16 protein-coding genes and 4 pseudogenes are annotated in these 13,176 nt (G+C 36.2%); 15 read left to right on the top strand and 5 right to left on the bottom strand.

Annotated elements, in window-relative coordinates; genetic code table 11:
* Positions 1-83: 83 nt before the first annotated feature.
* Positions 84-923: a YitT family protein gene (locus tag L6W14_RS21635; RefSeq protein WP_036079667.1), complete on the bottom strand. Its 840-nt coding sequence runs from the start codon at positions 921-923 to the stop codon at positions 84-86.
* A gap of 203 nt (positions 924-1,126) precedes the next feature.
* Between L6W14_RS21635 and L6W14_RS23225 the strand changes: the two genes are divergently transcribed.
* The 5 genes and pseudogenes from L6W14_RS23225 to L6W14_RS21615 all read left to right on the top strand — a co-directional run bounded on the left by L6W14_RS23225 (position 1,127) and on the right by L6W14_RS21615 (position 4,807).
* The gene (locus L6W14_RS23225) at positions 1,127-1,171 is read left to right on the top strand and encodes an erythromycin resistance leader peptide (protein WP_112118014.1); all 45 of its coding nucleotides are present in this window, start codon (positions 1,127-1,129) and stop codon (positions 1,169-1,171) included.
* A 273-nt stretch (positions 1,172-1,444) separates the two neighbouring features.
* A complete protein-coding gene (locus tag L6W14_RS21630; RefSeq protein WP_237898870.1) occupies positions 1,445-2,893 on the top strand; it encodes an Msr family ABC-F type ribosomal protection protein in 1,449 nt (482 codons plus the stop codon).
* 123 nt (positions 2,894-3,016) lie between these two features.
* On the top strand, positions 3,017-3,460 hold the full coding sequence (locus L6W14_RS21625) for an SRPBCC family protein (protein WP_237901020.1): 444 nt from the start codon (positions 3,017-3,019) through the stop codon (positions 3,458-3,460).
* Between the two features lie 74 nt (positions 3,461-3,534).
* Positions 3,535-3,672: pseudogene (locus tag L6W14_RS21620) on the top strand (hypothetical protein); the annotation flags it as partial.
* Between the two features lie 13 nt (positions 3,673-3,685).
* Complete coding sequence (locus L6W14_RS21615) at positions 3,686-4,807, top strand: serine hydrolase (protein ID WP_237898868.1); 1,122 nt, start codon at positions 3,686-3,688, stop codon at positions 4,805-4,807.
* Positions 4,808-4,836: 29 nt separating this feature from the next.
* Here L6W14_RS21615 and L6W14_RS21610 read toward each other — a convergent pair.
* Positions 4,837-5,139 (bottom strand): annotated as a pseudogene (locus tag L6W14_RS21610) (SMI1/KNR4 family protein); the annotation flags it as partial.
* A 245-nt stretch (positions 5,140-5,384) separates the two neighbouring features.
* Here L6W14_RS21610 and L6W14_RS21605 point away from each other — a divergent pair.
* On the top strand, positions 5,385-5,912 hold the full coding sequence (locus tag L6W14_RS21605) for a cupin domain-containing protein (protein WP_048393994.1): 528 nt from the start codon (positions 5,385-5,387) through the stop codon (positions 5,910-5,912).
* A gap of 103 nt (positions 5,913-6,015) precedes the next feature.
* Positions 6,016-6,435, top strand: coding sequence for an Rrf2 family transcriptional regulator (locus tag L6W14_RS21600; protein ID WP_131521002.1), 420 nt, complete (start codon positions 6,016-6,018; stop codon positions 6,433-6,435).
* Positions 6,436-6,475: 40 nt separating this feature from the next.
* Here L6W14_RS21600 and L6W14_RS21595 read toward each other — a convergent pair whose 3' ends face one another.
* The gene (locus tag L6W14_RS21595; RefSeq protein ID WP_131521001.1) at positions 6,476-6,880 is read right to left on the bottom strand and encodes a carboxymuconolactone decarboxylase family protein; all 405 of its coding nucleotides are present in this window, start codon (positions 6,878-6,880) and stop codon (positions 6,476-6,478) included.
* A gap of 110 nt (positions 6,881-6,990) precedes the next feature.
* Between L6W14_RS21595 and L6W14_RS21590 the strand changes: the two genes are divergently transcribed.
* The 5 genes from L6W14_RS21590 (at position 6,991) to L6W14_RS21570 (ending at position 10,063) form a co-directional block, all read left to right on the top strand.
* On the top strand, positions 6,991-7,410 hold the full coding sequence (locus L6W14_RS21590; RefSeq protein WP_131521000.1) for an Lrp/AsnC family transcriptional regulator: 420 nt from the start codon (positions 6,991-6,993) through the stop codon (positions 7,408-7,410).
* Between the two features lie 16 nt (positions 7,411-7,426).
* Complete coding sequence (locus L6W14_RS21585) at positions 7,427-7,951, top strand: GNAT family N-acetyltransferase (protein WP_237898866.1); 525 nt, start codon at positions 7,427-7,429, stop codon at positions 7,949-7,951.
* Positions 7,952-7,973: 22 nt separating this feature from the next.
* Positions 7,974-8,318 (top strand): YunG family protein, encoded by a 345-nt coding sequence (locus L6W14_RS21580; protein ID WP_131520998.1) that lies wholly within the window; start codon positions 7,974-7,976, stop codon positions 8,316-8,318.
* A 137-nt stretch (positions 8,319-8,455) separates the two neighbouring features.
* Positions 8,456-9,049: an NADPH-dependent FMN reductase gene (locus L6W14_RS21575; protein ID WP_004231581.1), complete on the top strand. Its 594-nt coding sequence runs from the start codon at positions 8,456-8,458 to the stop codon at positions 9,047-9,049.
* 75 nt (positions 9,050-9,124) lie between these two features.
* Positions 9,125-10,063 carry a ring-cleaving dioxygenase gene (locus L6W14_RS21570; protein WP_193767365.1) on the top strand — a complete coding sequence of 313 codons (939 nt, stop codon included), beginning with the start codon at positions 9,125-9,127 and terminating at the stop codon, positions 10,061-10,063.
* Positions 10,064-10,111: 48 nt separating this feature from the next.
* On the opposite strand, the pseudogene L6W14_RS21565 reads toward L6W14_RS21570, so the two are convergent.
* Positions 10,112-10,321 (bottom strand): annotated as a pseudogene (locus L6W14_RS21565) (MFS transporter); the annotation flags it as partial.
* On the opposite strand from L6W14_RS21565, the pseudogene L6W14_RS21560 reads away from it, so the two are divergent.
* Positions 10,304-10,522: pseudogene (locus tag L6W14_RS21560) on the top strand (TetR/AcrR family transcriptional regulator); the annotation flags it as partial. The pseudogenes L6W14_RS21565 and L6W14_RS21560 overlap by 18 nt on opposite strands.
* An 86-nt stretch (positions 10,523-10,608) precedes the next feature.
* On the opposite strand, the gene L6W14_RS21555 reads toward L6W14_RS21560, so the two are convergent.
* Positions 10,609-10,998, bottom strand: coding sequence for a RidA family protein (locus L6W14_RS21555; RefSeq protein ID WP_131520996.1), 390 nt, complete (start codon positions 10,996-10,998; stop codon positions 10,609-10,611).
* Between the two features lie 422 nt (positions 10,999-11,420).
* On the opposite strand from L6W14_RS21555, the gene L6W14_RS21550 reads away from it, so the two are divergent.
* On the top strand, positions 11,421-12,473 hold the full coding sequence (locus tag L6W14_RS21550; protein ID WP_048394009.1) for an AI-2E family transporter: 1,053 nt from the start codon (positions 11,421-11,423) through the stop codon (positions 12,471-12,473).
* Positions 12,474-12,537: 64 nt separating this feature from the next.
* Positions 12,538-13,071, top strand: a complete 534-nt coding sequence (locus tag L6W14_RS21545) for a GNAT family N-acetyltransferase (protein WP_237898864.1) — start codon at positions 12,538-12,540, stop codon at positions 13,069-13,071.
* Positions 13,072-13,176 lie beyond the last annotated feature (105 nt).

Genomic DNA, 13,176 nt, shown 5'->3' with positions numbered 1-13,176 from the left:
AAGGTTCTTTTTCTGCTAGTGAAATCTTTTTCAACAATATAAAACACCTTTTGTTGTTATCTACAAAAGGTGTTTTGACTGTTTTATGATTTTGCTAATTCAATAAAGCCTTCTCCGAAAACGTCCCTTACATCATGAATGGCAATAAATGCGTCCTTGTCTACTTCCTTGACAATTTTTTTAAGCTTTACAACTTCTTGCTTACTAATAACAATATACAGGATTTCCTTTTGTTCCTTTGTATAATAACCATGACCTGATAGTACAGTTACCCCACGATTCATATAAGCAGTTACCTGTCCAGCAATGTCTTCTGGTTTTTTGGAGATAATGGTAACTGCCTTTTTAGGGTTAACCCCTTCAATAACAAACTCCATTACCTTTGTACCAACATACAGCATAACAATTGTTAGCATTAATGCCTCCGCACCAATGATAAAATAAGATGAAAAAGCAACAATTAAATCGAAGAATAAAAGTCCATAGCTAATACTCCATCCAAGATATTTGTTAGTGATTCTCGCTAAAATTGTAGAACCTGCTGTTGTACCACCAACTCTTATAATTAAGCCAATACCGACTCCTGCAAATACGCCACCAAAAATTGTATTGACGATAATCTCATCTGAAGAAATAGACCACGTTTCTGTTAAATGTAAAAATAAAGAGTGGAATGAGACCGCTATGATTGTATAAATTGTTGTTTGTCTATTTAAAAATTTATAACCAACGATAAGTAAAGCTGCATTCATAACAAAGCTGACAATACTTGGCGACCATCCGAACAGATAATAAGCAATAATCGTTAAGCCTGTTACGCCACCTTCACCTAAATCATTAGGAATAACAAATAAGTTAACTGCTAGGGCAAAAAGCAGTGATCCAAGCATAATCATTAAAATATCGATAACGTATTTCTTCATTCACATAACACCACCAAATCAAATTTTATTTTTTCTTAAATTCCATACTATATCAGGTTTTCACCAAATGATATACTTTTTGGAATGTTCATTTGTGATATATCGACAGTAATTAGTGTGTCTTTAGAGAGAACTTTGGAAACTTGACATATTATAGCTAAAATTTATAATAGTCGTAACACTGCTAGGAGGGTTATTAAAAAATGACACATGCTATGAGACTACGTTTCCCAATGTTGAACCAGTAACTGAATAGGGCCAAACTCTGTTTTGTACACCAGAGTAAATGGGATAGTCTGTCCTTTTTTAATCATCTTCATCACCATGAGAAAAAAGACGCTTGTCTTACAATCAATCTCTTTTACTTTACATCACAGGCAAATTGTCTGTGTTTTTTTATTGAATGTGGGGAGGAAAGTGAAATGTATAGTCTATTATTCTTTTGATACGAGCTTTGATTAAAAGCTCGTATCGATACCATCGCTATCGATACGGAATGATCAATTTCGGGAGGTAGCAATATGGAAAAGGTTTGCTTTGAGTTAGAGAATGTAGTCGTTACTTATTTAGATAAAGAACTATTAAATATTGAAAAATTAGCTGTGCATCAATTTGACCGGATAGGTATCGTTGGCAAAAATGGTGTAGGTAAAAGTACGTTGATGAAGTTACTTGCTGGCAAGATACAACCGATAAGTGGGAAATTGAAAAGTCATGTTCATTTCGGATATTTTGAACAGATGAAGGCACCAACGTTAATAGAGGCCGATCCACAGTTATTAGGGAAATTAGCAGTACCTACGTATTCTGAAGGATTAAGTGGTGGAGAGCAAACAAGATTAAAGCTAGCACAATTATTTACTTCTTATGAGGAAGCTTTGCTTATTGATGAGCCGACAACACATTTGGATCAACTTGGAATTTCATTTTTATTAGATGAATTACGTTATTATTATGGGGCCCTCATACTCATCAGCCATGATCGTGCTGTACTAGATGAGCTGGTTACAACGATATGGGAGGTAGATGGTGGTAAGGTAACGATCTACTCAGGAAATTACAGCAATTATGCCATGCAAAAGCAATTAGAGCAAGATCAACAAAATCAGGCTCATGATCAATATTTGAAAGAAAAGAGCAGACTTGAAAAAGCTGTAGATGAAAAAATGAAAAAAGCTGAAAAGATTGCTCAGGCAGGCAATATGTCTAAAAGAGAGGCTAACGCTAAACCTAATCGTATGTTTATGACAAAGTCCAAAGGCACAAGTCAAAAAGCTGTACAGCGTGCAGCAAAAGCTATCGAACATCGGATAGGGAAGCTTCAAAAAGTAGAAGCGGTGCAGGAGGAAAGAAAAATTGTTTTTCGGCAATCAAAAGCATTGGCATTGCATAATAAGTATCCCATTATGGCAGATCGATTCACTTTATATGCTCAAGATAAGGTACTATTACACGAGGTCAGCTTCCAAATCCCGTTAGGTAAAAAAATTGCGCTTAAGGGTAAAAATGGTAGTGGTAAAAGTACATTACTAAAACATATAGCTAATACTGGTGAGGGAATAACTATTTCTCCAAAGGCTAAAATAGGTTATTTTCATCAGATGAGCTACCAATTTGCTGGTGAGGAAACAGTGCTACAATTTTTAAAGAATCGCTCTGAATATGATGAAAGTTTATTACGAAGCGTACTTCATTCCATGCAGTTTGCTGGCACTGATTTACAAAAGAAAATTACCACACTTAGTGGTGGTGAGGCCATACGCCTTCAGCTTTGTCGCCTATTTTTAGGAAATTATAATATTTTGCTGTTGGATGAACCAACTAATTTCTTAGATATTCAAGCACTCGAAGCCCTTGAACAATTTATAGCTGCTTATGAGGGAACAATAATCTTTGTCACACATGATAAAAATTTTATCGACAATGTAGCAGATATTCAGTTGACTGTTCATAATAAAAAAATACTTTAAGTGAAAAGGTGCGATTCCATTAGGAGAATCGCACCTTTTTTAGTGAATTTTTATTAGGAAGGAAGGTTAATGGAAAATTTCGGCGAAGGTGTAGATAGACAATATGAAAAAGGAAGATGAATGATGATAAATACGGATGTGACGACGAAACTAAAAATCAATCAACCAGCCCATAAAGTATTTGAAGCCATTATTTCCCCTACTGAAATCGGTCATTATTGGTTTTCTAGCAGTTCCGAAAGATGGGCAGAAGGTAAAAGAATCACGCTTAAATATGAGGAGTATGGTGCAGAGGGTGTGATCACTGTGCTTGAAATGGAGATGAATAAAAAAATTGTGTTTGTTTGGGGAGAAGAGCATGGTGAAGTGACAATGGTTACCATCACTTTTGAAGAATCAGAAAGTGAAACAATTATTACTGTTGTAGAATCTGGGTTAAATGCACATGACCCAGAAATTGTGACAAAAATGATGGGCCAAAAAGAGGGTTGGGTCTATACATTAACGTGCCTCAAAGGATATTTAGAAAATGGGGTTAGCAATTTACGAGCTTCTCTAATTCATTAAGGAGGAGAGTATGTCAACGATCGATATCATCGAGCAATTGGAGCTGAATTAGTTTGTGCTAAGAAGAGTTATTCGAGGTGAATCAAGCAAGGGATTCTGTATGCATACTTGTTGAAGTGATGCCTCCAGAAATAAAAACAGAAATAGCATTACGATTAAATAACCAGTCGTCTACAGTATTACAGCAATGGTTGTTAGAAGCAGCTGAATGATGGAGGGATGAATATGAAAAAGTTGTATTGGATGATTGGCAGTGTTTTGGTTTGTATAGGTTTTGTATGTAGCATTATTTTTTGGAAGTTTCAAAAAGAAATCAAGAAGAACGATCCTGAATATATCGTGCAATTTATCAAGGAACATAAAGAGGATAAAAATATTTCTGTAGCCATTCAATATAATCAACAACATTGGGTGGAGCTAAACACCAAGGAACAGCTACCGTTAGCAAGTACGGTTAAAATAATCGTAGCCATCGCCTATGCGCAACAAGCAGCTGATGGCCGTATTAATCCTAAAGAGCAAGTAAATCTAAAGGAGTTAGAGGCATTCTACATTCCTAAAACAGATGGCGGCGCACATAAAGCATGGTTGGCGCAGTTAAACCTTCAGGGTGCAGATAGTGTACCTTTAAGTGAAGTAGCAAATGGCATGATTGCCTATAGCTCCAATGCAAATACGGAATATTTAATGAATGTATTAGACTTTCAAATATTTAATGATGTGCTTACACAGTTAAATGTAGAGGATCATGAACCTTTGTATCCAATTGTAAGTGCACTTTATATTCCCATTCACTTGATGGAGGAAAAAAATTTAACGAAAAAAGCAACATTAACTGCTTTGCGAAAAATGGATATGGTTGAATATCGTGAGCGTGCATTGGCTATTCATTCGAATTGGATAGAACATCCTTTAACAATTGAGGAGAAAACAAAAGCTCAAAAAATGCTCAATATGGATTTTCAAAAGATATGGTCTGATCGTTTAATAAGGGCCACAACAAGTGATTACATCTCTATTTTAGAAAAATTGAATGGTAAAAATTTCTTTAGCGCAGAAGTACATAAATATTTAGATCCCGTGTTGGAGCAATTGATGCAGAATCCTAGAAATCAAGCATGGTTAAAACATGCTGGTCAAAAGGGAGGATCGACGGCATTTGTGTTAACACTAGCAGCCTATGCGGAAGATAAAGATGGAAATCAAACAGAAATAGCCTTTTTCGCTAACAACTTAAATACAATGGAGCAGATTAAGCTCTCAAATAGTATGAATAGTTTTCAATTGAAATTTCTTACAGATGATAAATTTCGTAAGCGTTTGAAAGAGGAATTTTCCGAGTTGTGAGTTGCCCATAGATAAGGCAACTCATACTATTAACTACGCTCATCAATCAGTTTTTCAAGAAATTCTGAGAAAGAAGAGGCATATTCATAGATCATGTCATTCATTAAGTCATAGCACATAACTGGAAATTCGCCGTGTTCATCTTTAGACGAACGATCAAAGAAGTACAATTCGTCAGAGTCTGGAATAAATAAATCCAATCTATTCGGAAATTGTTTACACCACTCCTCGTCAGCCAAGTTAAGACGATGTATATAGAGAATATCATGATCATTGATGTCTCTGTATGCTGGTGGGCCGATTGAGAGAATAGATCCACCATTCAGCTGCCCATTGCCATAATTTTTTAACCACCAGCAATAGGATGGTGGTAAATCGAATCCTAACTCTGCTCAACGTGTCCAGAAAACCATTTAATCGCAGGATTACCTGCAAGCTTTTTTGTTAATCTAGCATACACTGTATCTACCTCCAGTCTATATATAAAGATTACTCAATTAAGTCACACTACATGTGAGTACCTTCTTTCATTCAGCTGCATACTATAGCGTTATCATGCATGAGAGGATTGAGATAAATGTACCACCCTTATTACGGTAATTATCAATCGTATCATTACGGTTATCAACCTGTTTATTGGGCCTATCCAAATCAGGCAGAACGAGCGCCAAGAAGTAATGTCCAGAATGATTTTGGACCAACACCATTTGTTATCGACATTGAAGAGGCTACAAAGCGCAATAAAAATTATCGTACAGCATTGTGGACAGGGTCAAACTTACAAGTAACGGTGATGAGTCTTAATGTCGGAGAAGATATTGGTTTAGAAGTACACCCACATGTGGACCAATTCATTTGTATTGAGGAGGGGCATGGATTAACTCAAATGGGGCCAACTAGAGATTATTTAAACTATCAGAGACATGTCGCAGAAGATACGGCTATTATGGTACCAGCAGGAACATGGCATAATGTTACGAATACAGGGGATAAACCACTAAAGCTTTACACGATCTATGCGCCACCAAATCATCCATTTGGGACTGTACAAGTAACAAAGGCTGATGCTCTTGCTGGAGAAGCGGGTTATGGACAGCATGACTAGGGATCATAAAAGCGTGTTTTCATACAAAACATGCTTTTTTCTTGAATTATGATAGAATGTGTTTTAATTGCAGATAATAAAGGTCCTGAATGAAGGGTGATGAATGATGAAGTATTCAAAAGCAACAAATTATGCTTTACATACAATGGTGTTTTTAACACGCAATCCTAAAGGGAAATCAATGAGTGTAGAGTCTTTAGCAGAAATGCAAAAATTATCTCCAACCTATCTTTCCAAAATATTAACTAAGCTTGTGAAGGCAGGCTTAATTGAGTCAAACCCAGGTGTCAACGGTGGTTACCGCATTTCTAAGCGCCCCCAAGAAATTTCGTTTTTAGAGGTTATTTATGCGATTGAAGGACAAACCTCATTATTTAGTTGCTCTTCTGATCACGAAGATTCCTTCCATCATCAAGGCTGTCTCATTGAGCAAGTGATGGTGGATGCTGAAAATAATATGAAAGAAGAGCTTAGTAAGAAATTTATTATAGATATAGCTAATAAAATGGAATTAAAAGGATAGCAGCTGGAATAGGAACTAGGGTTTCGCCCCTAGCTCCTTATTATTTTAATTGCATGAGTGCGCCAAAATATTGCTGTGCTGTCGTGAAGCAAATAAATGCTAGTAGCTCACTAATCTCCGCTTCTGTTAAATAGTCCTTTAATACAGCCGTGACGTTGGGGGCGGTGTGCCCCTTAGCAGCTAAGAATGCTTCCGCAAAACCTGTGCATACTGCCGTTTTCTCATCATAGTTCTGGGGATCAGGCTTGCCTTTTGCCTGACAATACTGACAGCCATTTTTTTGAGCTAAAGTTTTTCGAACCTCTTCTTTTAATGAAGTGGATAGATGCCCGTCTTTTTCGAGTACCTCCCCCAACTGCTGCCAGTGCAGCTGAATTCCCTTGTTGTAGCCTAATAATTGTTGAAAGGGTGTTAAGCCCTTGTCATATAATTGAATAAGTGTCATCAATCATTCCTCCTTCTATTAATTAGTGTAAAATGTTCATAACGAAGTTAACATATCAATTCGAAGGGAAATATGATTGTTTTCCTTCAAAAAGAAGGGGTATTTACAAAATGGATTTCATTAACGAAATGATACTTAAAGAATTAAAAGAAGATAGTCGAATTTCTATGAGCGAGCTAGGAAGAAGGGTTCACTTATCTGCACCAGCAGTTCGTGAAAGAATAAGACAATTAGAGGAACAGAAGGTCATTAAGAGATATACGTTGGCTATTAATAAGAAAGCATTGGGTTATCCAATTGAAGCGATTGTTGAGGCGACAATCAAAAATAACCGCTATGCAGACTTTAAAGAACATCTGAAGGTTTATACAAATATAGACTTCTGTTATCGCATTTCAGGTGAGTCATGTTTTTTATTAAAGGGGCATTTTCAATCTTTTCCTGATGTAGAGCAGTTTATTGATGCATTACAGCCATATGCACATACAAAAACTAATTTTATTTTTTCAGATATATGTGAGGACGTTTAGATGAAAGGAGATATGTATGGAAATAAAATTATTTGAAGAAGAAATTGATGATTTAGTTCATTTATTAACGCAAAATAGATGGTTGTATCACACGAATTCCTACATAAAAGAAGAGGCTATTCGAGCTGCATATGCCGAAGGATACTATCAGAACAATCGTGAAACACATTGGATACTAGAAGATGGAGAAAAAGTTGGCGTTATCTTTATTCATGATATAGACGATACGATCCCTCTTTTTGATCTCCGTTTAGAGGCAAATTATCGAGGCAAAGGATATGGTGTCAAAGCACTTCATTGGCTACAAGAATATCTGTTTGCCGAAAGAAAGAAAATTCGTATTGAAGGCTACACAAGAGTTGATAATATAGGAATGCGAAAATGCTTTAGTAAAGCTGGCTTTGTGAAGGAAGGGTATTTAAGAAATGCTTGGGAAAATGAAGATGGTACTGTGACAGATAGTATTGTCTATGGTTCTATTAAAGATGATTGGGTAGTTGGGAAGTCAACACCAATAAGAATGGATGAAGTCCCATTTTAACGTGTTTGAAAGGAGTTTTTGCATGGAAAAAGATGTATTAAATGCCTTAAGAAAATCATGGTCCATTCAATCAAGTTCTAAATGGAGTGTGGACAACCCTGCAAAAGGACAATGTGGCGTCACTTCATTAGTTGTGCAGGATATTCTTGGCGGAGAAATTAGGAAGACATTTCTTGAGGAAGGCTGGCACTTTTATAATATTATTAATGGAGAAAGAAAGGATTTCTCCGAGGAACAATTTCCATATCTAATCCACTACCAAGATATTGATTCAAATAGGGTAGAGGCTTTTCAAGATACTAATGATAGTCAATATCGTTATCTAAAAACACAAGTTTATAAGCTTTTAGGGGAGGCAGAGAATTAATTATCTCTGCCTTTTTAATTTTCAAAACAAAGTTGTTGACGTTTATAAAAATATCGTGTTATTATTATCTCGAATTCAAGATAAATAAATTCAAGATAAATGAATTCGAACCTTTAGCTTCGCCAGGAGGTACAATTATGGGGTTTTTTAATAAATTATTTCGTACAAAAAAAGAGGAGGAACAAACAATGGCAGAATTAAATATCGGTATTATTATTGGATCAACTCGTGAGGGGCGTGTAAGCCCTCAAGTAGCACAGTGGGTAAAGGAAATTGCAGATCAACGTGGAGATGCCAATTATACAGTGATTGATATTGCTGATTATAAATTACCATTATTAGGTGAGCCAGGACAGGATGCTTCAGGAGCACAAGGTTGGTCAGAAATTATTGCTAAACAAGATGGTTTTGTATTCATCGTACAAGAATACAATCACTCTATTACAGGTGCATTAAAAAATGCACTAGACTACTTACGTGTTGAATGGAATAACAAAGCAGCTGGAATCGTATCTTATGGTTCTGTTGGCGGTGCTCGTGCAGCAGAACATTTACGTGGGATTATGGGTGAGCTTTTAATCGCAGATGTGCGTGTTCATCCAGCACTATCATTATTCACAGATTTTGAAAATGGCACAGAATTTAAACCAAAAGAAGTACAAATAGATTCAGTAAACCAAATGTTAGATCAATTGATCCCATGGTCTAAAGCGTTGTATACAATTCGCTAAGCTTTTACAGATTGAGGTAGGTATAAATAGGGCATAGTATAGGTGAGAAATATAGTCATGAAAGGGCTTGTTAACATGAAAAAACATACAGCAGGTATACACCATATCACAGCGATCGTAGGACATCCGCAAGAGAATATTGATTTTTATGCGGGAGTATTAGGCTTACGTTTAGTAAAACAAACAGTAAACTTTGATGATCCGGGCACATATCATTTATATTTCGGTGACAAAGGTGGGAAACCAGGAACAATCATTACCTTCTTCCCTTGGGCTAATGCTTATCAAGGACGTATTGGTGATGGTCAGGTTGGCGTTACAACGTATGTTGTACCAGAAGGAGCACTGCCATTTTGGGTTAATCGCTTAGCGAAATACTCGATTCCTTTCCAAAAAGCTGAACGTTTTGGTGAGCAAGTCATTCAATTCGATGATCCACATGGTTTGCATATTGAACTCGTGGCACGTGCGAAAGGCGGGCTCAACGAATGGTCATTTGGTGAAGTAACACCTGAGGTTGCTATCAAAGGATTTGGTGGAGCTACACTATTCTCAAGTCACCCTGAAGAAACTGCCAAAGTTTTAACAGAAGTAATGGGTCTTGAAAAGGTAGCGACGGAAGGTGACTATACGCGTTATACTTCTAGTGCAGAAATCGGCAATACAGTGGATTTAAAAACAGTTGCAGGTCAACGTGGCCAAATGGGTGTAGGAACTGTGCATCATATTGCGTGGAGAGCTCAAGATAATACAGATCATTTAGAATGGCAAGAGTATGTGATGAATCATGGACAACATGTAACAGAAGTAAAAGATCGTAATTATTTTAATGCGATTTATTTCCGTGAACCTGGCGAAATTTTATTTGAAATCGCTACAGATCCTCCTGGATTTGCTCATGACGAGACAAAAGAGACAATGGGTAGTCAATTAATGTTGCCACCTCAGTACGAGCAGCACCGTGAACAATTAGAAAGAACATTAATTCCGATTAAAGTACGTGAGCTTGATTAAGCAGGCTTGCAGGATCAAACTAAGCTAAAGTTGGAGAGATTTTTGAGAGCCTAGCCCATAAAAAATTTGTGTGATAGTAATAATCAAACCAATAATTGATTGATCAATAGCAAAATCATTCGATAATTCATCTAGCAGCGGCTGAGCAAAATAAATATTGGCAACAGACATTCCGCAGGCTGTAGCGAATAATAATGTTACAGCGCGGGATATAGAAGATGATTGATTTATATGAATCGCCTCATTTGCAGTGAGCATCAACTCTATCTATCAGTAATTTTTCAGGAGACAATTGAACGGGGAATTCAATCAGGAGAACTAGAGGCGAACACGGATTCAAAGTCTTTAGCGCAAGGATTAATTGTTGCGTTAATAGGGTTAACAGTTATGCTGAAATCGCAGCCACAACGCTCGTTTGCTGATAACGCTATTGCAACGACGCTGACATTACTTAAATAATAAGGCAATACCCCTTTAGCACTGCTAAAGGGGTATTGAAAAATAAAAAAAATGCACAAATTTAGTTTATAAAACATAGGATGAATTTATAAATCCTTACAAGCCCATGCGTCAATCTCAACCTTTAAAGCTGGCGTAGCGAGTGCAACGACATACATTAATGTTGTACATGGAAGATGTTCCCCCAAGAAGTCACTGATAATTTCCTTTCGTTGAATAGCATCCATATCCCCCACTAAATAAAAGACGAGCTTTGTAATATCTTGAACTTCCATATCGGCACTATCTAGATTTCTTTTAATATTTTCAAGTGCTATCTTCAATTGAGCTATTGCATCTTCAGGTATAGATCCATCAGCTATCATGCCGATTTGTCCAGATAGTGTTAACCATCTCTGAGGCCCCGTCACCTCAATTTGATGAACATAAGGAGCAACGGGTGGATGAATGTTCTGAGGGTTTCTCGCAATTTTCATAGAATCAGTCCTTGTCTCTGTTTAATTTATATCTCTAATCAAAATAGCATAAAGTAATAGTTGATAAAAGTTCTATACAAATACCATTATAAAAGAACATACAAATTGGATATGCTGGTTTAAAGGGTTATAATAGATTTATAGAATTTTGGCTAATACGCTGGTAAAGCTTTCACAAAGGATAAGAGTTTCGACTTTTTAATTTGACAAGACATACAATTCACTTCAACCCCGCCTTAGGTTTTATACAGACACTTCTAAAAGAAACATATATTTCGTCTTATTTTGAAGGTAGATGGCTATACTCAGTAAATGAGAGGGAAATTTTTACATAAGAATGATGCGTATTGTTATAAATCAATTTTATAGTGTAGCCCTAGGTAGCAGAGGCAGCGAGGCCGTTTTGTAGAAGGAGTGAATAAATGAATAATTTCTTTCGGAGTAATGGATTTAAGCGTTTTATTATTCTAGTTGGGATTGCTCTTGCATTATATTTAATGCGTAGTATGATCAATCTAATTTTACTTACGTTTATTATTACTTATTTGATGAACCAGCTTACTACCAAGACAACGAAAAGCATTAGAAAATATACGCCGATGAATGAAAAAGCTGTGACGGTAACATTATATCTTTTACTTGTTGCGGGTATTGTAGCTGTTATTTACAAATATTTACCGATTGTGACCCAGCAGATCACACAGCTTTTTGACCTCATTGCAAGTTTTAATCTCGACCCAGATGACAATGAGATTGCGAGATACTTAGCACCGACTTTTGAGAAAATAGAGCTCGGGAAATATTTAGAGCAAGGTGTGGATTTAACTCTTAAAAATATTACGAATATTGGTAAAATCATTATGCAAATATTGATTTCTCTAATTTTGAGTTTATTCATCTTGTTAGAAAAGAATCGTATTATTGAGTTTACAGCTAAGTTTAAGGATAGTAAAATTGGACCGCTTTACGATGAGCTTCATTATTTCTCAAGAATATTCATCCGCTCATTTGGTAAAGTAATTGAAGCACAATTTATTATTGCTGCTGTTAACTGTGTGTTATCCGTCATCGCCCTTTCTATTATGGGCTTCCCACATTTGATTGCACTTGGGATTATGCTCTTTATTTTAGGCTTAGTTCCAGTCGCAGGCGTTATCATCTCATTAATACCATTAAGTATTATTGCATATAGCATTGGTGGTTTGATGTACATCGTCTATATTTTAGTTATTGTTATGGTTTTACATGCCATTGAAGCGTATTTCTTAAATCCAAAGCTTATGTCTGCCAAAACAGATTTACCGATTTTCTATACGTTTATGGTCATTCTCTTTTCTGAGCATTTCCTTGGTGTATGGGGACTAATCATAGGTATTCCACTATTTATGTTCCTGCTTGATATTCTAGGTGTAACCTCCTCGGAAGACCCTGCGAAGAAATCGGTGAAGGTACACACTGAAAAACAAATGGAATAGTTCTAACAAAGGAATCATCTACATACATGATGATTCCTTATTTAATGCACAAGAGGTGTTTATATTGATAAAAGGTCAACAGGTCTATTTAAGAGAAATACGTGAAGATGATTGTGATAGTATTATAAGATGCTTTCAAAATGAAGAAATCATGTATATGACAGGAACACGGAACATCTTAACAAAGGAACAAATCAAAGAGGCAATCAAACGCTTTACAGTAGATTCTTCTCGCTATGATTTTGCTATTTGTTTAGTTGATAATGATCAGGTAATTGGTGATTTGGCGATTATGGAGGTTGATTTAGATAATAAAAAGGCAGTGTTCCGTATAGCTTTACATAATATAGAGAACTGTGGCAGAGGTATGGGTTCAGAAGCAGTTAGGCTTGCTCAAAGATTTACATTTGAGGAGCTAAATCTGAATCGCTTAGAATTACAGGTATATTCACACAATAGTAGAGCAATTAAATCCTATGAAAAGGTCGGCTTTAAAAAAGAAGGTGTTTTGAGGCAGGCCTTGTTTATGAATAATACGTTTTCTGATGAAATCATTATGAGTCTGTTGCGTGATGAGTATATGAAAATTCAAAAGTAGAAATTTAACCAGCGCAGATTTTTGTGTTGGTTTTTTTTCTGAACACAAGTATAATTGGTAAAAATTTCTGTTTCTGTGTGAAGGACAGAAATAGTGTTGAAACTT

Origin of the sequence: Lysinibacillus sp. ACHW1.5 (assembly GCF_022014815.1) — a bacterium.
Taxonomy (GTDB): domain Bacteria; phylum Bacillota; class Bacilli; order Bacillales_A; family Planococcaceae; genus Lysinibacillus; species Lysinibacillus capsici.
Note: the sequence above shows the minus strand (reverse complement) of the source record. Positions and strands in the feature narration are given on the sequence as shown.

Excerpts from the sequence above, each read along its gene's own strand:
- L6W14_RS21635 (WP_036079667.1), bottom strand. The coding sequence starts at position 923 with ATGAAGAAATACGTTATCGATATTTTAATGATTATGCTTGGATCACTG.
- L6W14_RS21630 (WP_237898870.1), top strand. The coding sequence starts at position 1,445 with ATGGAAAAGGTTTGCTTTGAGTTAGAGAATGTAGTCGTTACTTATTTA.
- L6W14_RS21625 (WP_237901020.1), top strand. The coding sequence starts at position 3,017 with ATGATAAATACGGATGTGACGACGAAACTAAAAATCAATCAACCAGCC.
- L6W14_RS21615 (WP_237898868.1), top strand. The coding sequence starts at position 3,686 with ATGAAAAAGTTGTATTGGATGATTGGCAGTGTTTTGGTTTGTATAGGT.
- L6W14_RS21605 (WP_048393994.1), top strand. The coding sequence starts at position 5,385 with ATGTACCACCCTTATTACGGTAATTATCAATCGTATCATTACGGTTAT.
- L6W14_RS21600 (WP_131521002.1), top strand. The coding sequence starts at position 6,016 with ATGATGAAGTATTCAAAAGCAACAAATTATGCTTTACATACAATGGTG.
- L6W14_RS21595 (WP_131521001.1), bottom strand. The coding sequence starts at position 6,880 with ATGACACTTATTCAATTATATGACAAGGGCTTAACACCCTTTCAACAA.
- L6W14_RS21590 (WP_131521000.1), top strand. The coding sequence starts at position 6,991 with ATGGATTTCATTAACGAAATGATACTTAAAGAATTAAAAGAAGATAGT.
- L6W14_RS21585 (WP_237898866.1), top strand. The coding sequence starts at position 7,427 with ATGGAAATAAAATTATTTGAAGAAGAAATTGATGATTTAGTTCATTTA.
- L6W14_RS21580 (WP_131520998.1), top strand. The coding sequence starts at position 7,974 with ATGGAAAAAGATGTATTAAATGCCTTAAGAAAATCATGGTCCATTCAA.
- L6W14_RS21575 (WP_004231581.1), top strand. The coding sequence starts at position 8,456 with ATGGGGTTTTTTAATAAATTATTTCGTACAAAAAAAGAGGAGGAACAA.
- L6W14_RS21570 (WP_193767365.1), top strand. The coding sequence starts at position 9,125 with ATGAAAAAACATACAGCAGGTATACACCATATCACAGCGATCGTAGGA.
- L6W14_RS21555 (WP_131520996.1), bottom strand. The coding sequence starts at position 10,998 with ATGAAAATTGCGAGAAACCCTCAGAACATTCATCCACCCGTTGCTCCT.
- L6W14_RS21550 (WP_048394009.1), top strand. The coding sequence starts at position 11,421 with ATGAATAATTTCTTTCGGAGTAATGGATTTAAGCGTTTTATTATTCTA.